We start from the raw sequence: 22136 nt of genomic DNA, 5'->3' as shown, positions 1-22136 counted from the left end.
ATTCCACACGGAGCGCCAAACCAAGCGCGCCGCCAGCGCTGGCCGGAAATACACGAGCGCGATCGCCCGCAGTACCCGACAATGGAAACAAGCGAGTAGTTATAAGCAGAAATCCAATAAAAATATGGTAGATTCCCTCAAAAAACCCACTTTTGAAGAACTGCGGCCGGGAGTGAAAGCCCCAGCCAAAGAAACTATTCTCACGCCGAGATTTTACACAACAGATTTTGACGAGATGGCCAAAATGGACATCTCGGTAAATGAAGCCGAACTAGAAGCAATTATCCAAGAGTTCCGCGTTGACTACAACAAAAACCACTTCGTGCGGGATGAGGAGTTCGCTCAATCTTGGGATCACATTGACGGCGAAAAACGCCAGTTGTTCATTGAGTTTCTAGAACGTTCATGCACCGCTGAGTTTTCTGGGTTCTTGCTTTACAAAGAATTGGGACGCAGGCTCAAAGACAAAAATCCAGTGCTCGCCGAGGGTTTCAACCTGATGTCGCGCGACGAAGCGCGGCACGCCGGATTCCTCAACAAAGCGCTGTCCGACTTTAATTTGTCCCTGGATTTAGGTTTCTTGACAAAGAGCCGCAGTTACACATTCTTTAAGCCGAAGTTTATTTTCTACGCGACTTACTTGTCTGAAAAGATCGGTTATTGGCGCTACATCACGATTTATCAGCACTTAAAAGCCCATCCTGAAGACCAGATTTATCCGATTTTCCGATTCTTTGAAAATTGGTGCCAGGATGAAAACCGCCACGGAGATTTCTTCGATGCCGTGATGAGAGCTCAGCCTCAGATGTTGAACGATTGGCGCGCTAAGCTTTGGTGCCGTTTCTTCTTGCTGTCAGTGTTCGCGACAATGTATCTCAATGATATCCAGCGCGCGGGTTTTTATCGATCGCTCGGTCTCGATGCTCGCGAATACGACATCGAAGTGATTAAAAAGACCAACGAAACAGCAGGCCGCGTATTCCCCGTCATGCTGGACGTGAACAATCCAGAATTTTATGAACGGCTGGATGTTTGCCTCAAGAACAATCAGAAGTTGACTGCAATTGTTGCTTCTAATACTCCGAAATTATTGCAATTCTTCCAAAAATTGCCTTTGTATCTGTCGAACGGCTGGCAATTAGTGAAGCTGTACTTCATGAAAACAATTGAATCACCTTCAGTACAGGGCGCTGTGCGTTAAGTTTTGATTTTTCATCCTCTGTGACGGCGGTTCTGCGACAAGCAGAACCGCTTTTTTTTGGTATCCAGATTCACCGCAAAAAGTTCTCGCCCGACTTACAGTCGCCCGGAATTGGAATTAATGCTGGTTTCTTTCATAAAATTTATCGCCATTCCCCCTGAAGGTTAAAAGCCGCCCAATAATAAGGAGAACGCCACTTTTCCTGCTTCCACATTTCGAGTTGCGCCGCCCTTAAAGCAGCCGCTGGCGTTAACCCTTTTTGCAGCATTCCCTGATAGAAACTCGACATTAAGTTAGCCGTTCCTTCATCATCCACATTCCATAAACTCACCACAACTCGCTTCGCCCCTGCATACATAAATCCCCGCGTTAATCCTACCATGCCCTCGCCTTGGATGTTCTGCCCTAATCCGGTTTGACAGGCACTTAACACTACTAAATCGGCTGCTAACTTCAGATTGAAAATATCAGTAAGTCGCAGGAATCCGTTTAAAGGGTTGCCCTTTTCATCTATCAGCGACAAGATGATTCCTGATAGTTCCGGGTTAGTGCTATTCGCTAAACCGTGAGTGGCAAAATGAATGATTTTATATTGGCTTAAGTTCTGACTGGTTGCTGCGGCGCGGCTGGCTGCAAAATCCAAAGATGCGGTGCGAGAATTGGCCGGAACTAACGCTTGAATGATTTGAGCTTCTTGGCGTGTAAATTTTAAACGGCTCAACTGTATGTTATTGGCGCGGCTAGAGCGGCTTAAACCGAGATTTACTGATTCTATTGCTTGGGGATTGGCGCTATTAGACTGGGTTCTGACTCGTTCATCGTCACCGCTAAAAACTGGATCGGCGAGCATTGCTAAAGTCCGAGTTGGGGGTTGTCTGTCATTGTAGTTTTGTCTTAAGATTCCCAAGGTGGAGGCGGAAGGCAGCAGCACGATTTCATGGTCTACAATTAAAGGCGGATTCGGATTTTTACCGGGTGTTTCGGGGAGCGAAAGGGCGGAAAAGGGGAGGTAATTGAGAATGCCATCGCCAACAATCAGCAGGCGCTTTTGACCGAGTTGTGCTGCTACGGGCTGTAAAATAATTTGACTAAGCGTGTTGTTAGCTTCAGCAACTCGAGCGGGAATGTTTCGGTAGAGCGGGCTAGTCACAGCATTGCGGAAATTGCGGGCGGCTTTTTCGATGTCAACCTGTTTGGGCAATTCATAACTGGTTATACTGGTTTTAGTCACAGCCCAGAGATAGCTACGATTTTTCCCTAAAGAATACTGGAGTAAAATGGTATTGTCATCGAGGATTTGTTGTTGAATCTGTGCCAGCGTTAGAGGTTGCGGTTGGGTGAGGGTGGCGTACCGGGGACTGGTGGAGCGGATTTGGGCTTGAATGTCCTGATATTGTCCTAGTAAAGTTTGCCGTTTTTGGTCTAATTCTGCTTTTTCTGCGGGGGTATGATTGGGGCGGCTTATAGTTTCGATCCGCCGTGTTTCTAAGGCATCGAGTTGCTGTTGTAAATTGCGTTCTTGCTGCAATAATTCCGGGGCGACACCTTGGCGAATATCGGCGTTTGCTTCTTGAAGAAGTTCTAGGAGGCTGCGGGCGCGGGAACTTTCGCTGGCTTCTAAGGCTTTGCGATCGTAACCAGAGTTGGGATTGGCTTTGTGCAGTTCCATTAACAGGTCAATGTATAACTGGTAATAGTGTTGTACGGTGGCAAAGTATGAGATGCGGAGCTCGTGGTTGGTAATTTTTGTGCGGAGGTTTTCGATGATTTTGATGGAGGTTTCAATGTCAGTGATGGCTGCGATTAAATTGCCTCGATCGCCTTTGAGAATAGCCCTATTGTAGAGGGTGAGGGCTTCCCCAGGACGATCGCCCACAGTGCGAAACAGCGGCAGGGCTTGGTTGAAATATTCTTCTGCTTTCTCCAGTTTTCCCAATTCTGAGTAAGTATTACCTACATTGTTGAGGCTGTTGGCTTCTCCACGCCTATCGCCCGCTTTTTGTCTCAAATCTAGGGCTTGTTTGTAGTAGTCGAGGGCTGTTTGTTTTTCTCCCAAATCTGAATAGACTAAGCCAATATTGTTGAGGATAGTGGCTTCCTTAGTCCGATCGCCCATAGCGCGGAATAAGGTAAGGGCTTGGTTAAAATACTCTTTTGCTTTCTGTTTTTCTCCAAAATCTTTGTAGGCTAAGCCGATGTTGTTGAGTGTGGTGGCTTCCGCAGTGCGATTGACCGAAGATCTATCGCTGTTTGCGGGTAGGTTCGAGATGTTGCTGAGGTTGATACTTGCTTCAGGGCGATCGCCCATTTCCCGAATTAAGGAAAGGACTTGGTTATAGTAGTCGATGGCTTGCTGTTTCTCTCCCAAAGCATAGTAGAAGGCGCCGATATTGTTGAGGATGAGGGCTTGCATCTGGCGATCGCCTACAGTCTGAGACCCAGAAAGGGCTTGCTTGTAGTAGTTCAGGGCTTGCTGTCTTTCTCCTAATCTATTACTAATCAAGCCCATTATATTCAGCGTCTTAGCTTCCTTGTCCCGATTTCTAAGCATTTGATAAAGCGAACGCGCTGCATCAAACTTTTGCAATGCCTCCTGGTAAGATGCTGCTGTTTCCCGATCGAATAGTCGCCCAGCTTCCTCAACCAATCGCTCGGCTTCATCTGTTTTTTGATTTAATCGTTGTTTGTTTTTCTCAATTAATCGATCGGCTTCTCCATCCGGGATTTGATTTCTACTGACATCGAGGGTGGTCAGATATACCAATCCCGCTAAAGGTTTGATATCTGCGATTTGATTTCTACTGAGGTGTAGGGCGGTCAGATTTGTCAATCCCGCTAAAGGTTTGATATCTGCGATTTGATTGGATTCGAGGAAAAGCAGTATCAGATTGGCAAATCCCGATAATGGTTTCACATCTGCAATTTTATTGTCACCCAAATAAAGAAAATTTAACTCAGTCATTCTCGATAAAGGTGTCACATCTAAAATTTGATTAGATGCGAGGGACAGCTTTGTTAGATTAGTTAATCCAACTAAAGGTTTTACATCTACGATTTGATTGGCTTCGAGGAAAAGGTCTGTCAGATTAGTCAGCCCCGATAATGGTTTCACGTCTGAGATTTGATTGAAATTGAGGACGAGAGAGCTCAGATTAGTCAGTCCCGATAAGGGTTGCACATCTGTTATTTGATTTATACTGAGGTTGAGCCTTCTCAGATTGGTGAATTTTGATAATGGTTTGATATCGACTATTTGATTGTCAGCTAGGTAAAGTAGTGTGAGATTAGTCAGTCCTGATAATGGTTTCACGTCTGAGATTTGATTGTCACCCAAATAAAGAAAATTTAACTCAGTCATTCTCGATAAAGGTGTCACATCTACAATTTGATTAGCTTCGAGTGACAGCTTTGTTAGATTAGTTAATCCCGCTAAAGGTTTTACATCTACGATTTGATTAGCTTCGAGGAAAAGGTCTGTCAGATTAGTCAGCCCCGATAATGGTTTCACGTCTGAGATTTGATTGAAATTGAGGACGAGGGATCTCAGATTAGTCAGTCCCGATAAGGGTTGCACATCTGTTATTTGATTTGTACTGAGGTTGAGCTCTCTCAGATTGGTGAATTTTGATAATGGTTTGATATCGACTATTTGATTGCGAATTAGGGAAAGTTCTGTGAGATTAGTCAGTGCTGTTTGAGCGCGATCGCACTCTTGTGTTTTTGCTTTTGATAGCAACACCTCCACCGTATGTCTGGTTTCAGGGGGCAAATTCTCTTTGTTTGTACAAAAATCAGCAAAGCTTTCAAATGTTTGGGGATTTGGCGCGGCAGCAGATCCCATCAGGATAGTCGCACCTACAGCTAACCCCCAAGGCCCCCAAATCGAAAGTATGGGATTCATAAGCACTCGCTCACAAAAGACATGATAGCTGCTATCATAATCTATCGCACCTTGTGATGCACCCTTTTCCTTCCTGCTTGCCAATTAGATCGGGAGCATTTGATGAAACAATAGTCGCTACTCCTTCTCGCTGCACTCTCCAAGCATTATTAGAAACCGGGTTTAAGAAACCGGGTATTTCAAAAAAACCCGGTTTCTCCTCAAAAATTCTGTTTCGGCGCAAGTCCTATTTTACGTTACTCTATACTCAGGAATTTTAAATTAGCGATCGCCCTCAAATTTAGTATCTATTATTTGCTGCTGTTTTATGAAAATCAAGAAAAAACAATTTAACAAATCGAATGTTATTTTCTCCCTAGCAATGCTCGGCATCTTTCTATTTTCCTTAACTCTCCGCTTTTGGGAACTAGAGCGATTTAACACTTTAGTATTTGACGAGGTTTATTACGCTAAATTTGCCAACAATTATCTCACAAAAACTCCTTTTTTCAACGCTCACCCGCCTCTGAGCCAGTACATAATTGCGATCGGCATTTGGATTGGCACTCACCTTCCCTTCGGCAAAACAGCCGTCAACAGTATGGCTGGTTCCCTGCTTTCTCCTTGGGATTACCGTTGGCTGAATGCTCTTACAGGTTCCTTTATTCCGCTAGTTGTGGGAACCCTGGCTTATCAGCTAGTTCCGCGCCGCACCTTTGCTTTTATTGCTGCTTTATTGATCGCTTGCGACGGTCTGTTTTTAGTTGAGTCTCGCTACGCGCTGAACAACATTTATCTGGTTTTATTTGGAATTTTAGGTCAGTTATTTATTTTAAAATCCGTAGAAGCCGAAGGCAAAAAGCGCTGGCTTTGGCTGGTACTCGCCGGAATAGGTTTCGGCGCATCTGCGGCTATCAAATGGAACGGATTATGGTTCCTTTTCGGTACTTATCTAATTTTAATCTGTGCTTGGGTCGTTCGTTTTATCCAGGGTAACAGAGGAAATGAAGAACAAAGCCGCGAGGTAGATTCACCTCTAATTCCTGCCGAAAGTCCAGTACAAAAACTGACTAAACTCAATTTTATAGAACTCTGCTTGAGTCTAGCTATTATTCCTATTCTAGTTTACAGCATCTCTTGGATTCCTCACCTGCACTTTAATCCAACTCCCAATTTCTGGCAGATGCAAACGGAAATCTTGACTTATCACCAGCGGATTAAAAGTGGCCCAGATGTGCATCCTTACTGTTCCGCGTGGTACGGCTGGCCGTTGATGCTGCGCCCGATAGTTTACTTCTTCAAAAAAGCTAGCAACAATGCACAATCAGATCCGGTTTTGCCGCCTTTACCTGAAGGTGCAACTGAGGTAATTTTTGACGTTCATGCAATGGGAAATCCCTTCCTTTGGTGGCTGTCAACCTTAGCTTTACTGCTAGTAATAGGAGTTTTAGTTCACCGAATTTTGGTGTGGCTGCAAACGCGCAACGAGGCTTCTGTTGAAAGGATAGAACAGCAGCAGCCGATTTTGTTTCCGCCGACTGCTGAAATGTGGCTGGGGTTATATTTAATAGTTAATTGGGCCGCTAATTTGCTGCCTTGGGTGAAGGTGACTCGCTGCATATTTTTATACCATTATATGGGCTGTTCTGTGTTTTCAGGCTTAGCACTTGCTTGGTGGGTTGACAGGTGGCTGCACAGCCCTCAAACTAGACTCCGAGGGATGGGGGTAACAATTATTTTTCTGGTTTTGGGTGCTTTTATTTTCTGGATGCCTATCTATTTGGGACTGCCTTTGTCGAAGTGGGAATTCAATATTCGGATGTGGCTGCCGTCTTGGGTTTAAGTTAGAAATAATTCTTTTATGAACGGGCTCTCCGGCCCGTTCCACAAGAAAATTAAGTTTTGTGGAACAGGCATCTTGCCTATTCCTAACCAAGGTGCAAGATGTAAGTTATAACATTTATGACAAAGGTGAGTTTGCGAAAGCAAGCATTATTTTTGATAGAGTGCTCGATAAACTGGTTCACCCCGTTTCAGAGTAGCAATTTCTCTTTCTGTAGCCACAGGCAGGGGATTTTCTGCTAACCATTCGCCGCCATTTTGACGTTTAAAAATCGGGTGAGATGAAAAGCGATCGCACATTTCTCTTTCTACTTCTTCAATATCTGACTGGATAAAAACTTCCCCACCAATTGCCAGATAATTTGCCAATTCATTGACTAATTCCTGCTGCACCACCCGCCGTTTGTGGTGCTTTTTCTTGAACCACGGATCTGGAAATTGAATGCTAACTCGCTGCAAAGTGCCTGCGGGTAAAGTTTCTAAAATTGGCTTCAGGGAACTATTCGCATTGCAAAACAAATAGTGCAAATTTGTCAAGCCTTTTTCGTCCCGCCAAAGATTCGCTTCTTCTACCAGAGGTTCGCGAATTTCTAATCCGAGAAAGTTCCAGTCTGTTTGGATTTGCGCCATGTGCCACAAAAACCGTCCTCTGCCGCAGCCAATATCTAAATGCAGCGGTAAATTTAAGTCGGCATAGATTTTAGTCCAATCCGGGGGACTTGCAGATGCTTGATATCTAATTGATAGGGGATTGACGTGTTCCCGCACTCTTACTCTTGCCAATTTTGCTGTCTCCTGAATGTAATTTTGAACCGCTGATGAAGGCAGATGAACGTGGATTAACGCAGATAAATATTGATTTTTGCGATCTTAGCCAATACTTTTTAATTAATGAGCAATCTTAAATTGCAGAGGGACAATTTTAAATTGCTCATTATTGCATTAGGCTTCTGGTTCAAGGCCTGCTGCTCTTAATTGGGCGGCTAATCTTTCCGATCGTTCTCGTTCTTGTTCGGCTTGCTGTTGAGCGATCGCCCTTTGCTGCCTTTCCCTTTCTACCATCTCTGCTCCCCACAATAACATTTCTCCGCTCTCATCCCACCACCGCAACCAATATCCCGTTCTTTCGGCTTTTGTTCCCTGCCAAACCCCCAGAAATAACCCAACTCCTGCAATCCAATAACGGCCGTTTAAATCTGGTGGTTGTACTTCATACTTTCCTGATGAATCCAACTGGTAGACTTCTAACACTCCAGCGGCAGGCTCAAAAAGTGCATAGATTGAAACTCGCAATACTTGTTCGTAAAAAAAACCATTTTCCCTGCGGATAAGTTTGTTTGCTAGAATATTCATCGTTGGGACTAGCTGACAAAAATTCCATGACAATCGCCGGAATGTCTCCTTCTAAGTTTGGAGTGTAACTGCGGCGAATTTCTTGACTGGAAAGCGGCTGGACGTTGCGGGCATAAAACCAATCTGGAGCTTTAATAACTAGCTTGCCGTTTAATGTAGCGCAAATTCCCATGTTTGGGGCAACTAATATTCCTGTTACAATTAGCCCTGCGATTTCTAAGATTTCGCGCAAGGCGGCGGCTACCAAGGGTTGGTCGATATTTTCCACTGGTTGCTCGTCTAAAATGAAGTCGTCTGGCAATTTTTCCCAGGTAATTTTTAAGTCGGCTGTACTGACTGTCATTGTATTTCACCTCTGAATGAGATTATTGGAGCGCGGCTCGCAATACTTCGCGATGAAAGAGCGATCGCTCTACTATAAATTTTATCCTGTCTGACGATAAGGCGTCGCCGTTAGCATAGTGTTCGATCCAGGTTTTGCTGATTAAATAAGGATCGTCTGGCAATTCTGATAATAAGTATCCCGGCATTTCTAGCTCTTCCATTAACTGGCTGACTTTCGGATCGTAGCTGAGGGCAAAACAGCGGCATTCTTCCGATGCTGCCATAATTAAACTGTGGTAGCGCATCCCGATCGCCATTTCGACTCCCCGGAACACTCCTTTCAATTTTCTCGGATCGTCTAAACTGAGGATGCGACTCCTTTTGGGCAGGGCTTCGTGCAAATGTTGGGCAATTTCTAAGTCGTGAGACGCTTGAAAAGGCAGCAGCAAAATTAAGGTGCGAGTTGCTTTTTGAAAGTCAACTAAAGCTTGAGTTAAGATTGATAAACGGGCGGTAGTTAGTGTAGGATGAGAACGCAAACAAACAGCTACTCTGGGCGCAGGTAAATCCCACAAACCCGACACGGGCGAGTTCTCCAAAGCCCACACCGGATCGGGCGCTAAAGTAAAGGGAATTTTCCAATCTGCAAGTAAAGTAGCTGAACCTTTATCCCGCACGCTGACGCCGGTGCATCCCGCAAAACAGCGCTGAGATAACTTGCGAGTCATTTCGCGCTTCAAAGGCCCAATTCCCTGGGCCCAGGCAACAGTTTTTAAGCCCATCTGCTGCGCTAATCCCATCAAACCACCATAATAGAAAGGACTCACAATGCTAGTAGCGTCTTGGATTAAACTACCGCCGCCCCAGATTAGGGCGTCGGAGGTGCGGAGTGCTTCGAGAACTTGAAAGGCATTCATGCGATCGCGCGCAGCTACCCCGTACCGCTGATTTGTCTCAACAGGATTGCCAGACAGGACGATCGGCGTCACGCCATCTGGTAACATTTGCAGTAGCGATGCCAACAGCGCCTCGTCGCCGCCGTTGCCTTTACCGTAATAGCCGCACAAAATTGCTCGCATTTCTACTCTTTTGTTTGTTTGTGATGGAGAATCTAAGTATTTTAGATTTTAGATTTTGGATTTTAGATTTTTTTGAGATTTGAAATTTGATAATACTACTACCCAAAAAAACGCTACTGTCAGTAAGCTTCAAGGCTTTACGTCATCAGTCAGCTCAAATCGCAAATCTAATAAAATCTCGAATCGCTAATCTAAAATTGTATGACCAGCCCAAAAACAGGTACAAGCCCCGACTTAAGTCGTGGATGCTCCTAAAATTTTAGACCAAAGCTCAAGCTCCAAGATTCATCTGTGGAGTAAATCTAAAATCTAAAATCTAAAATCTAAAATCGACTGACTCATCATACTTTATATGACCGTTGCGTAAGTCCCGATCGATAAATCTTTCATCTTCGTTCACAATACAAAAAATGCACGCTTTGTCAATTCCCACCTGGATTATTCACGTCTCTAGCGTCGTCGAGTGGATTGCCGCCATCTGGTTAATTTGGACTTACGGCGAAGTCACTCAAAACCGAGCTTGGTGGGCCCTTTCCGCCGGAATGCTGCCCGCTCTCGTCAGCGCTATGTGTGCCTGTACATGGCACTATTTTGACAACTCCCCAGCCCTAGAATGGATAGTTACCCTGCAAGCGGCGATGACTCTCTTCGGCAATTTTACTTTGTGGGCGGCGGCTTGGTGGATTTGGCGATCGGCTCAACCCGAAAAAATTAAAGATTGAAAAAGAGGTAAATATTTTGAAAAAAATCACTATTTGGGTCAAATTAGCCACGAGTTCGCTGTTGTTAACAGCCGGATTTTTGCTTCCTAGCAAAGCCAGCAACACTTCCTTGCAACTCGCTCAACAGCCCAACTGCAAAAGTCCTCAAACTACACAGGAGCAGAATGCGTGTTCCAGTCAGGAGTTTCAGGCAGCCGACAGGAAACTCAATCAAGTATATCAGCAACTTCAGCCGAAACTCAACAGCAAACAAAAGCAAAGATTGATAGTAGCACAGCGTAGTTGGCTCAAGTTTAGAGATGAATCTTGCAATTATGAAATGGGGCAGTTTGAAGGCGGTTCTTTGGCTGCTTCTACCTACGGTTATTGCAGGGCAAGAGTGACGCAAGAACGGATTAAAGATTTGGAGCGTTATTTGCAACAAGCAAATTTGTAAAAGTTCGATCGCTATTTAGGGAGGTGCACACTGCTAACCCTAGGATATGGCACTCTGTTTTTTTTGCACTTACCTAGTTAGCGAGAGAATTAGTAGCAATTAAACCTGCCTCAATCAACAAGTGATCGAGACTGTCAACCAGTCCATCAAGACAATGTAAAATTTGGCGATCGCCTGCAGGTAACGAAATAGAATTAGTTAGACTGTGAATTTGGCTTTCCAAATCTTCCGGCAATTTTGAACACAAAGCTGTTGCCCTTTCTACCAGACGCTTTTCGCCCGGATGAGGGATAGAATTAACAGCAAAAATAATATCAAAATAACTGCCTAAAAAAGCGGCTGTTCGGTGGATAATACTTACTGAATCGCGGCGCAAAACAGCGGATTCTAGCTGGTGGCGAAATGAAAAAATCTGGTGGCGCAAAATCGGATAATTTTTGGCAATTATGGCTTGACGGAGTTGTTCTGGATAAGGTCGATCGACATTGGCTTGAAATTGCTGAAACCAACCGTCTCTGTCATACAATGATACTGAGGTGAGAATGTTCCACCAAAAACAGGTTGAATAACCTACTGATGCTTGATATTTTACCAGGATGCGATCGAGTTCTTCTTCGATCCATTCGGGCCTGCGGTACATAATATCTATACCGCAGCCAGTGTTAATATCTATCCACTCGTCTCCGGGTTCCCAAAATTGATTGTTGATTGAAATGCGATCGGAAAATTGTCTCGCTATCGCCTCCCGTATGTCAACAGGAATTTCCTCTTTAACATATACGTAAAAATCAAAATCCGATGACTCATCCGTAACGAGAGTTGTTCGAGAACCTGCTAAAACGACGGCTACAACTTGAGGCAAACTGCTAAACTGCTCCCCAATAGTTTGAGCCAGTGGGGGAATTTGTTCGAGAGCTAGTTGATAATTGTGCGGCATTTAATTACCTTGTTTTGCACTTAAAAAATCACAGCAAATGCTTAACTCTAGCGATCAAGATTTTAACGCATAACTTTGAACTCCTAACTCAACAATTGATAATTGTTAACAAATACGGCGGAGGCGAACTGATGCGCTGCGGTCTCGTATCCCCTACCAAAATTATCTCAAAAGTAACATAAAAGTTTGTTTTTTATTTTACACTTTGACACGCGGATAGTGTAGAATCTAAAATCTAAAATCTAAAATCTAAAATCCCTATGTCCTTCGTTGGTTTGCACATTCACAGCGATTATAGCTTACTAGATGGGGCTTCTCAGCTACAACAGCTCGCAGAACGGGCGGTGGAATTGGGGATGCCCGCGATCGCCCTTACAGACCACGGCGTGATGTACGGCGCGATCGAACTCATCAAAGTTTGCCGAAATAAAAATATTAAGCCGATTATTGGCAATGAAATGTATGTCGTCAACGGCGACATTGAAGTAAAAGTTCGAGGTAGAAGAAAATACCATCAAGTTGTTTTAGCTAAAAATACCCAAGGTTATAAAAACCTCGTCAAACTAACCACAATTTCCCACTTAAAGGGAATGCCTGAAAGAGGTATCTTTGCCCGCCCCTGCATTAACAAGGAACTGCTAAAACAATACTCCGAAGGTTTAATTGTTACCAGTGCTTGTTTGGGTGGCGAAGTTCCCCAAATGATTCTGCAAAACAAGTTAGATGCTGCCCGTGAAGTAGCCAGTTGGTATAAAGAAGTATTTGGGGAAGATTACTATATAGAAATTCAAGACCACGGTTCCCCGGAAGACCGGATTGTTAATGTTGAAATCGTTAAAATTGCCCGCGAACTCAAGATTAAAATAATTGCCACCAATGATTCTCACTATATTTCCTGCAACGACGTAGAAGCACACGATGCTTTGCTGTGCATTAACACCAACAAACTGATTGAAGAAGACAAGCGGATGCGCTACAGCGGTACTGAATATCTTAAGTCCGCCGAGGAGATGGCGCAACTGTTTCGAGATCATTTGGATGATGAAACAATCAAAGAGGCGATCGAAAATACCCTAGAGGTCGCAAATAAAGTATCGAGATACGAGCTCACAGGAGAAGCTCGAATTCCCACAATTCCAATTCCTCCAGAACATACAGCCGATACTTATGTAGAAGAAATATCCTGGCTGGGACTGTTAGAACGCCTCAAAGCCCGCACCAGAAATGAAATCCCCCCAGTCTACAAACAAAGACTAGAATACGAACTGAAAATGCTTCAGCAGATGGGCTTTTCGGAATATTTTTTAGTAGTTTGGGACTACATAAAATATGCTAGAGACAACGATATTCCAGTAGGGCCAGGACGCGGTTCTGCCGCAGGTTCTCTAGTTGCCTACGTCCTCAAAATCACCAATATCGACCCCGTACACCACGGACTACTATTCGAGCGATTTCTCAATCCCGAACGGAAATCTATGCCAGATATTGATAGCGATTTCTGCATAGAAAGACGGGACGACATGATTAAATACGTTACGGAAAAATATGGTAGCGAGCGCGTAGCGCAAATTATTACTTTCAACAGAATGACATCAAAAGCTGTCTTGAAAGATGTTGGGAGAGTGTTAGGTATTCCCTACAAAAAAGCCGACGAAATGGCTAAACTAATTCCCGTGTCCAGGGGAAAACCGGAAAAACTTAAAGTGATGATTTCCAATGACACACCTGCACAGGAATTTAAAGACAACTATGAAAATACAATTTGCATAAATGCAGAAACTGGTACTGAAGTCCCCGTTCGTCAGTGGATTGACATGGCAATTCGCATTGAAGGAACTAACAAAACCTATGGTGTTCACGCGGCAGGTGTGGTAATTTCCTCAGAGCCGTTGGATGAAATTGTACCGCTGCAAAAGAATAATGAGGGTGCTGTGATTACCCAATATTTCATGGAAGATTTGGAATTTTTGGGGCTGCTGAAAATGGACTTTTTGGGATTGAAAAACTTAACAACGCTCCAGAAAACTGTTGATTATATTAAGCAAACCCAAAATCTAATTGTCGATCCAGAAATGCTACCTTCTGATATAGAGCGCAGAGCTCAAGAGACTTTTGGCAGAATCAAAAAGTTACCCGATGATGTAGATAAAACCTATAGACTTTTAGAAAGAGGAGATTTAGAAGGTATTTTTCAGCTAGAATCATCTGGAATGCTGGATGTAGTGAAAAAACTCAAACCTTCCTGTCTGGATGATATTTCTTCTATTTTGGCACTTTACCGACCTGGGCCGCTGGACGCAGGTTTGATTCCTCAGTTTATTGACTGCAAGCATGGTAAAACAGTTGAGTACGATCATCCGCTATTAGAGCCGATTTTAAAAGAGACTTACGGAACGCTTTGCTTTCAAGAGCAAATTATGCGGATGGCTCAAGATTTGGCGGGCTATTCTTTGGGTCAAGCTGACTTGCTGCGGCGCGCAATGGGCAAGAAGAAAGCTGATGAAATGCAGAAGCAAAAGGAAACATTTATCGACGGCGCAACTAAGAATGGAGTCAGTCAAAGAATTGCTGATAAACTGTTCGCGCAGATGCTGCAATTCGCGGAATATTGTTTTAATAAATCCCATTCAATGGCCTATGCGTATATCACTTATCAAACTGCCTATTTAAAGGCGAATTATCCTCTAGAATATATGGCTGCACTGCTGACTGCTAACAGGGGCGATCAGGATAAAGTACAGAAATATATTGCCAATTGTCTGAAGCTGGGTATTGAGGTTGAGCCGCCCGATGTTAATAGCTCGGAACTTACTTTTACACCGATACCGAAACAGATGACTGGTTCTGCAAAAGATAAAATTTTGTTTGGGATTTCGGCTGTTAAAAATGTGGGAGAATCGGCAATTGAAAATATTTTGGCTGCGCGGCAGGAAGGGGGTCAGTTTAAATCGTTGGCTGATTTGTGCGATCGCGTAAATCTCCATTCTGTCAACCGCCGCGCTCTAGAAGCTTTAATTCAATGCGGAGCTTTTGATAAAATTGAGCCCAACCGTCATCAATTAGTAAACGACATCGAAGGGGTGGTGAAATGGGCGCAAGACCGCAAAAGAGATCGGGAAAGTGGCCAAGGCAATCTCTTTGATTTGTTAGGTGCGAATAGCTTTGGTAAGTCGGTCAATACCTATGAGTCGGCGCCAAAATCTAAATTGGTACAAGATTATGACAAACAGGAAAAATTGCGTTTAGAAAAAGAATTACTTGGTTTTTATGTGTCAGAACATCCCCTAAAGTTTCTCATGCAAGTAAACCCAGACCCCGATGTGGTGACTCTCGAACAGTTAGCAGATAAAAAGGGGAAAGTATCAGTTATTGTCATGATCAGCGCTATCAAGCTGGTAGTGACTAAAAAAGGCGATGCGATGGCAATTTTGCAATTAGAAGATTTGACACATCAAATAAAAGCGGTTGTGTTCCCCAAGGCTTACGAACAAGTGAAACCTTACATTGTAGAGAATGCTATCTTACTGATTAGTGGAAAAATTGAGAAAGATGGGGAAGAAATTCAGATAATTGTAGACACTGCAAAGCCCGTTGAAACCGTACAGGTTGAAGAGGAAATCGAGAAGGCGGAACCGGAAATAAACAACCGTTGGCCGGCGGAACCAGTCAACGTTGTACGATCGACAAAACCTGTCGAAGTTTTAGAAATGGTGATTTTCAAGCTTACACCGCAACAAGTACAAGACGGGAAAAAACTCAATTCCCTCAAAGCTATTTTGCAAGAACTTTCCAATCGGGGAGAAGATGCTAGCGTTTCTTTGGGGGGAATTGTTGTCGGTGAATATTCATGTCAACCCCTTCGCATTAACCCACAATTGTGGGTGCAAGATGGCGAGGGAACTGTTAGCCGTCTCAAGTCGGCTGGATTTGATGCTTGGGTTTTTCCTCTAGACAATCGCGGAGATACTGTGGCATTTCGAGAAATGCGATCGCAACTTAATGTACATTCTTGGGCTAGTCGTTTACTTGACACTGAAACCGATCGCCTTCACAAGTATGTCACTTATCTCGCCCAACTAAACAGACGCTAGCCAAATGAAAGTTTCGCATTAATCCCAACTACCCTCTCAAGTTTATTCGGGCGAGGATGCTTTGGCTTTAATCACCGCTTCTCTAAAGCCTAAAACTAATAAAATATTGGCAAGTGTCAAGAATAGTTCCGCAGAACCGTGCAGCCAATCGACATTTGCTAGTGACTCGTTGTAGGCAACTTTTGCGTAAATTGCGGCGGGAATCGTCACCGCTACAAAAACGAGAGTGCCGTAAAATCCCATCAGAGCTAAACGGGGTGTTTTTCCCGATCGAGTCAAAAACCAGAGAAATCCCAAGTAGGGAAATAGAGACAGAACAAATAAAGTTTCTTTGGAAATCATTAGTAATTGGTGAGCAACCAGATACTATGATAAATTAAAAGCTCAAAAAATATTGTGAATAATTTTTAACTTTTAATGTTTAGTTTTTAATATTTAATTAGACAGATGCACCCGTTTCAATCGAACTGCTATAGAATTACCCAAGACCATAGCTCTTAACCCAAGCTGCAGCAGGTTGGCAGTATTTAAAACCCCTCACCTACGCGGAGACAAAACCCGTAACTTTTCCCCTAACACCGTTTTTAGCATAACACATTTTTCACCGTGCCAGTCTGTTAATTGTCCATCACCCCAAAGCTACCCAGCAATTAGAAATAGAGACGGTTCCAAAGTTTTTTGTCTGCTAGGCATCAAGCAAGCATCGTTCAAAACCTCTAAATCCAAGCAGTTATTTCTATTTGCTACCAGAATTTCCTTCAGCTTAGCATCAAAATCAAAACAAGGGCCACAATCCCAAACTTTGAGTTCCAACCGTCCGTTAAACACCATAATTTCCAGTTGAATAGGAGTTTCTACTGGCAGATTTTTGTGAGCGTGGCGAACTGCATTAGTGAAACCTTCAGCCAGCGCCAACTGAAACTTCCACCAAACCTCATTGGGGAGCGATAAATCTTTCAACTGCTCAAACCACAACAAAACTTGAGTTAAAGCATTCACATCTGTGTTGACTTGCAGGCTAATATGTTGAATACAAGTTTCATGGAACTCTTCTTCCTGCTGCTGTTTACTCTGCCAATCCCAGGTGTTTAATAAATTCATTAATCCATCTAAAACGCTAGCTTTTTTTATAAAATTTTGGGATCGCTTGCGACCTTCTACTTCGTAAGTTTTGGTCAGCCACAAACAGTTTCGATTGTCGAGAGTCCGGGTGTAACTGATCTCGTCTGCAATCTGCCACATGAGTTTGATCCCCCTGCCGCCTTCTGCAAGTTGATCTATGCTGTTAGACATCTATTTTCCTCGTATGAAAGTATTAGCTGTACCCTATTTTCCCGCCCGCCGAGACACCCGGTATCTTTTTTATACTTGCTGGCTCGGTATTATTTCGGGGATCACATAAAAATGCTATCTTTTTTATAGAAGGCAGCGCATCAGCAATATGTCTTAAGAGTCTAAGCCAATTGGCTTATTTACCGATCGCCTGTACGGAGAACGATCACCCTCCGCAGCAAAATCCCACTGCATCGATTACAAATACTTATGCGCTGTCGGAGTCAACCACTTGCCGCAGCCGTCGCAAGCTCCAAAATCCCTGGTATTCAGGGACTCCGGCAGTTCGCTGTTCGCTGCAAGGGAGCCTTGAGGCGCGCTCTCATCCCAAAGGCGTAAGTAATATCCGGACTCGTGAGCGCGATCGAACCTTACACCGTCGAGGCGCGTCCATCCACTAGACTAGGACTTGGGCAAACAACCCGGTTTCTGCTAAGAATATTGCGTTTGACAGCGAGAAATTAACGAGGAAACCGGGTTTTTCACCCCGCGCGCGTAAGTCCAGCAGACAAATCGGTGATGAAAGGCAGTTACAGGACTTACCCAAACTATGACCAAAATCCAACTGAAAATTCTGACTGCAGCGATAATGCTACTCCCATTTTGCGCCGCACTTCCCTTGCAAGCTCAAAATCTGTCTCTAGTCAAGCGGCTGCTAGAAACCAGAGGATGTCCCGGATGCGACTTATTTGGCGCTTCCTTGAGCCGTGCAGATTTGTTTGGCGCTTCCTTGAGCCGCGCCACTCTCAACAGGGCCGACTTAGTTGATGCCGATTTGACTGCGGCTGATTTAATGGAAGCTAATTTAAACCACGCCAACATGAGAAACGCCTTTTTGGCTGACGCCGACCTCAGCAAAGCCGATATGAGCAGGGCAGACATCAGGGGAGCCAACTTAGAAAATGCCAACCTCAGCGAGAGTTTCCTGCGAGGCGCATCCCTCCAGTTGGCTAACTTAAAATGCAGTAATTTGAGCGCTGCTAAACTAAATAGAACCGACCTGAGAAATGCTGATTTAAGCGGTGCAAATCTCACCGGTGCCGACCTCCAAGAAGCCGATTTAAGCGGTGCAAATCTCAGCGGTGCCGACCTTAGATCGGCAGACTTGAGGGATGCGAGGTTGAACAAAACTAATCTCACAGGTGCCAATCTCTGCGGCGCCCGGATGCCGGATCGAAAAACATCTCGGCGCGGCTGCGAAGTTAAGAAAGAACAAGCTATAAGTACGAACAATTATTGCAATTATTGCTATGCCGTGAATGACTGGTGGCTGAATGTATTAAGGTTATACTAAGCGGTATCATCGGGATAACTACTCCGCTTTAGATATCTACTGTTAGAAGTGCGAGCAGGCGGTACAGATATCAAACTTAACCTGTTACCGCCAATAGCTTTTATCTACTTTGAAGAACCTAAAAATTGGCTCAGTATTTGCAGATATTCTGCGCCCCCGATCTGTGCCACATTAGTGTGACCTCCATCAGGAACTATGTAAAGCTGTTTGGGTTCAGGTGCTGCATCAAACAGTTTTTTGGTCATTTCCACTGGAACTACATTGTCAGCAGTTCCGTGAATAAACAGCACGGGCATTTGCAGGCGATCGACTTTTGAAAGAGAATCAAACCGCTGTGTCAGCAAAAAATCGATCGGAAACATCCAAAACAGCCCTTTTTGGAAATTCACCATCGCCCGCGTCGAAGTAAAAGAGCCTTCTACAATTACCCCTGCCGCCTCCGGGTGACGCACGGCTAGATCGATCGCGATCGCCCCTCCCAAAGAATGACCGTAGATATAAATTTGATTCGGGTTAATCCCCCGCTGTTTCACCAAATAATCCCAAGCAAGTTGAGCATCCTCATAAACCTGAGATTCACTGGGAAAATCGCCCTGGCTTTTTCCATAACCACGATAATCCATCACAAATACCGACAAACCTAATCCATGAAATCGATGAGCGTGTTCGACATTTGAACCCACATTTGAAGCATTGCCGTGCAGGTACAAAACTACCCCCCCTAACCCCCCCTTGTTAAGGGGGGGAAGCGGAGCAACTGTCGGTCTATCACTTTGCGGGGACGTTCCGACTCCTCTAGCTCCCCCCCTTGGCAAGGGGGGGCCGGGGGGGCTATCCGAGTCTCCGGTGTTAACAGAGGGAACAGCCTCTCCCTTTCTTGCTCTCCCTCTTGCTAAGGGGGGGCTGGGGGGATTTTCCGAGGCAGGAATCCACCACCCGTGCACGCTGTCAACCGCGCCTGTTTTAGTTGAAATTGGCAGCCAGACATCTTGATATTTCAACTGAAAATCATCTGGCGTAGTTTCGATCGCCCGCGCAGGAAAAAAGATAAACTTACCTTGCGCTACAAATAGGAATACACAAGCAGCAGAATAAGCAACGGCCAAAACTATCCCAAAAGCTATTAGCGATTTAGACAAAAGGAATACTAGCAAATTGTTCATAGATAGAGCACGCGGGAAATTAGAGATCGCTCAAAAGCTAATGGCAAATTATTAATTCAGACAATTAGCCAAGATCGATTACTAACTTCCGCCACCGTATTCCGCCGATTTTCAAAAATTAATGCAATTCCGGGTGGTGTAAGTGCCAATTCGTAGACTGTTCGTAAGCGTGAGCCACTTGAAACAACCGAGATTCTTGCAAAACATTACTAATCAGTTGTATACCCACGGGCAGTCCTTTATCATCAAATCCGCAGGGCAAACTCAAAGCTGGCAAACCAGCAAGATTCACGGGAATAGTCATCAAATCTGACAAATACATACTCAGGGGGTCATTGAATTTTTCGCCTGCCTTAAATGCGGTAGTAGGAGCAGTGGGACAGACTAAAACATCAACTTGAGAAAAAGCTTTTTCAAAGTCTTCTTTAATCAACGTCCGAACTTTTTGAGCTTTTAGATAATAGGCATCGTAATATCCAGCCGACAATACGTAAGTGCCGATCGCAATCCGGCGTTTAACTTCCGCACCGAACCCCTGAGAGCGGGTTTTGGTATACATATCCAAAAGATTATCGGAGTCTGGAGATCGGAAACCGTACTTCACTCCATCATATCGCGCCAAATTTGCCGAAGCTTCCGAGGGAGCAATGATGTAGTAAGTGGGTAAACCGTAGCGGAACCGGGGACAAGAAATGACTTGAATTTCTGCGCCCAATTGTTGAAATTGCTCGATCGCCTTAGTAACAGCGTCTTTAACCCCCGAGTCGAGCCCTACACCAAAAGTTTCTTTAATTACACCAATTCTAATTTGACCCTTGGGTCGCAAACTGGGTCTTAAAGCTTGAGCGTAGTCAGGAATTGGGACATTAAGACTCGTGGAATCTCTCGGATCATAACCGGCGATCGCCCCCAACAAAATCGCCGTATCCTCAACAGTCCGGCCAAAGGGCCCGATTTGATCGAGAGAAGAAGCATAGGCCACCAAACCGTAGCGAGAAACCAACCCATAAGTTGGTTTCAGCCCCACCAACCCGCAAAAAGCAGCAGGTTGGCGGATTGAGCCCCCAGTATCCGAACCCAAACTCACGACGCATTCTCCAGCGGCTACCGCTGCGGCAGAACCGCCAGAAGACCCTCCGGGCACGCGCTCCAAGTCCCAAGGATTCGCGGTAACTTGATAAGCAGAAGTTTCTGTCGAGCTCCCCATTGCAAACTCGTCCATATTCGCCTTACCCACAATCACCGCACCGGCTGCTTGGAGTTTGGAGACGACGGTTGCATCGTAGGGAGGCACAAAATTCTCCAAAATCCGAGAGGCGCAGGTTGTGGGAACGCCCTCGGTGCACATATTATCTTTAACGGCGATCGGGATGCCGGCCAACAGGCCAATTTGCTCTCCGGCTGCGATTTGGGCATCCACTTTATGGGCCTGCGCCAGTGCGCTGTCTGCCGTCACGCACAGAAAGCTTTTCAACTTCGGCTCTAGCTGGGTAATTCGGTCTAATGCTTCTTGAGTAATTTCCACAGCAGAGCGTTCTTTATTGACCAGTTGTCGGTGCAACTCGCGGATGGATGCCATGCTCGTACCTTTATTATTTCTACTTTGAGACAATACAGTTAATATAACTGGCAATTGTACCTGCTTACAGCCCGAAGGCAAAGTCGGCTATTTTTGTGGCGAAAGTTCGAGCCTCAAAGAGGACTCCGCTAACGGGCGATAGGTCATTTTATCTACAATAGATTAAATTCCCCAAATCCCACCGAACACAAAATAGCGATCGAGTTTTTTACCTCATCTTTTAACAAACCAAGAATGCAACTGTATCAAAACTTATGCAACAAGTGGTTGGACGCGCGAATTATCTGAGGAAGGGGTAATGTGTGCAATGAGACCCCTACATAATTAGGTTCTGCCTCCAAGAATGTGTATGCAAGATCACAATCATTAGGAAATTAGTCATTCCCAATTCTGCAATCTAAATTCTCAAATATTAGATAGAAGCTAGCTTCTCTTCGACGCAACCCAGTATTTAGGAAAGAAAAAGACGGCATAGAAAATAAACTAATTCCCAATTATGAATGCTTTATTCCGGGGAATGTTCAGACTATTATAGTTCACAATACATATTTGTTTATTAGGCTTAAGTTATTTTGAAGAGCATAATTAGCAGCATTTAAGCTGACTTTACAGAAGATTAATCTTCTGTAAATCTATAAATAAATAAACTTAACATAAAAAAATATGATAATAAAAGATTAGATTATGGCGGTATATAGCCTAATAATTAGGGTCAGATTATGAAGAATACTTTTTTAGTCAAAAATGACTAAAAGTTATCATTCAGCCGAGTGAATTAAGGGCCGCTGCCCGATCGAAGAAAATAGCGATCGACCTTTTCCGATCCACGCCCCCTGTGCCAGAGGTCAACAAGCCTGTCAGAAATCTGGGGTTCACAAAAAAGCTGGGAACGCTCACCGCCAC

Annotated in this window: 14 protein-coding genes and 1 pseudogene; 6 read left to right on the top strand and 9 right to left on the bottom strand. The window is 44.4% G+C overall.

The annotated features are described in order from the left end of the window. The first annotated feature begins 124 nt into the window (after window positions 1-124). Complete coding sequence (gene acsF / locus QUA24_RS04630) at window positions 125-1201, top strand: magnesium-protoporphyrin IX monomethyl ester (oxidative) cyclase (protein WP_333227742.1); 1077 nt, start codon at window positions 125-127, stop codon at window positions 1199-1201. A gap of 142 nt (window positions 1202-1343) precedes the next feature. Here the strand turns inward: acsF and QUA24_RS04625 are convergent, their stop codons facing one another. Next, window positions 1344-5102, bottom strand: a complete 3759-nt coding sequence (locus QUA24_RS04625) for a CHAT domain-containing protein (protein ID WP_333227587.1) — start codon at window positions 5100-5102, stop codon at window positions 1344-1346. A gap of 307 nt (window positions 5103-5409) precedes the next feature. Between QUA24_RS04625 and QUA24_RS04620 the strand changes: the two genes are divergently transcribed. Next, the gene (locus tag QUA24_RS04620) at window positions 5410-6924 is read left to right on the top strand and encodes a phospholipid carrier-dependent glycosyltransferase (protein WP_333227584.1); all 1515 of its coding nucleotides are present in this window, start codon (window positions 5410-5412) and stop codon (window positions 6922-6924) included. A 149-nt stretch (window positions 6925-7073) separates the two neighbouring features. On the opposite strand, the gene trmB is transcribed toward QUA24_RS04620, so the two are convergent. The 3 genes and pseudogenes from trmB to csaB form a co-directional block, all read right to left on the bottom strand. Next, window positions 7074-7706 carry a tRNA (guanosine(46)-N7)-methyltransferase TrmB gene (gene trmB / locus QUA24_RS04615; RefSeq protein ID WP_333209314.1) on the bottom strand — a complete coding sequence of 211 codons (633 nt, stop codon included), beginning with the start codon at window positions 7704-7706 and terminating at the stop codon, window positions 7074-7076. 159 nt (window positions 7707-7865) lie between these two features. Next, a pseudogene (locus QUA24_RS04610) lies at window positions 7866-8619 on the bottom strand (Uma2 family endonuclease). A gap of 22 nt (window positions 8620-8641) precedes the next feature. Beyond that, window positions 8642-9679 (bottom strand): polysaccharide pyruvyl transferase CsaB, encoded by a 1038-nt coding sequence (csaB, locus tag QUA24_RS04605; RefSeq protein WP_333227582.1) that lies wholly within the window; start codon window positions 9677-9679, stop codon window positions 8642-8644. Between the two features lie 410 nt (window positions 9680-10089). Here csaB and QUA24_RS04600 point away from each other — a divergent pair, with 410 nt between their 5' ends. Together QUA24_RS04600 and QUA24_RS04595 are read left to right on the top strand one after the other, a co-directional pair. Beyond that, a complete protein-coding gene (locus QUA24_RS04600; RefSeq protein ID WP_333154630.1) occupies window positions 10090-10401 on the top strand; it encodes a DUF2499 domain-containing protein in 312 nt (103 codons plus the stop codon). Window positions 10402-10417: 16 nt separating this feature from the next. Then, window positions 10418-10837, top strand: a complete 420-nt coding sequence (locus QUA24_RS04595) for a lysozyme inhibitor LprI family protein (protein WP_333209216.1) — start codon at window positions 10418-10420, stop codon at window positions 10835-10837. 73 nt (window positions 10838-10910) lie between these two features. On the opposite strand, the gene QUA24_RS04590 is transcribed toward QUA24_RS04595, so the two are convergent. After that, window positions 10911-11774, bottom strand: a complete 864-nt coding sequence (locus QUA24_RS04590) for a DUF4037 domain-containing protein (protein WP_333227580.1) — start codon at window positions 11772-11774, stop codon at window positions 10911-10913. A gap of 260 nt (window positions 11775-12034) precedes the next feature. Here QUA24_RS04590 and QUA24_RS04585 point away from each other — a divergent pair, with 260 nt between their 5' ends. Next, window positions 12035-15865: a DNA polymerase III subunit alpha gene (locus QUA24_RS04585; RefSeq protein ID WP_333227578.1), complete on the top strand. Its 3831-nt coding sequence runs from the start codon at window positions 12035-12037 to the stop codon at window positions 15863-15865. Between the two features lie 42 nt (window positions 15866-15907). Here the strand turns inward: QUA24_RS04585 and QUA24_RS04580 are convergent, their stop codons facing one another. Both QUA24_RS04580 and QUA24_RS04575 read right to left on the bottom strand, forming a co-directional pair. After that, window positions 15908-16207 (bottom strand): DUF3593 domain-containing protein, encoded by a 300-nt coding sequence (locus tag QUA24_RS04580; RefSeq protein WP_333209210.1) that lies wholly within the window; start codon window positions 16205-16207, stop codon window positions 15908-15910. Between the two features lie 297 nt (window positions 16208-16504). After that, window positions 16505-17158, bottom strand: coding sequence for an ATP-binding protein (locus tag QUA24_RS04575; protein ID WP_333209208.1), 654 nt, complete (start codon window positions 17156-17158; stop codon window positions 16505-16507). A 589-nt stretch (window positions 17159-17747) separates the two neighbouring features. Here QUA24_RS04575 and QUA24_RS04570 point away from each other — a divergent pair. Beyond that, entirely contained in the window at window positions 17748-18491 is a 744-nt protein-coding gene (locus tag QUA24_RS04570; protein WP_333209205.1) for a pentapeptide repeat-containing protein, read from the top strand. 104 nt (window positions 18492-18595) lie between these two features. Here QUA24_RS04570 and QUA24_RS04565 read toward each other — a convergent pair whose 3' ends face one another. Next, window positions 18596-19654, bottom strand: coding sequence for an alpha/beta fold hydrolase (locus QUA24_RS04565; RefSeq protein WP_333227576.1), 1059 nt, complete (start codon window positions 19652-19654; stop codon window positions 18596-18598). 118 nt (window positions 19655-19772) lie between these two features. Then, entirely contained in the window at window positions 19773-21233 is a 1461-nt protein-coding gene (gene gatA / locus QUA24_RS04560) for an Asp-tRNA(Asn)/Glu-tRNA(Gln) amidotransferase subunit GatA (protein ID WP_333227574.1), read from the bottom strand. Window positions 21234-22136: the final 903 nt, after the last annotated feature.

It is taken from the genome of Microcoleus sp. Pol12B5 (assembly GCF_036701335.1).
GTDB lineage: Bacteria > Cyanobacteriota > Cyanobacteriia > Cyanobacteriales > Microcoleaceae > Microcoleus.
This window is presented reverse-complemented; position numbering and strand designations above follow the sequence as displayed.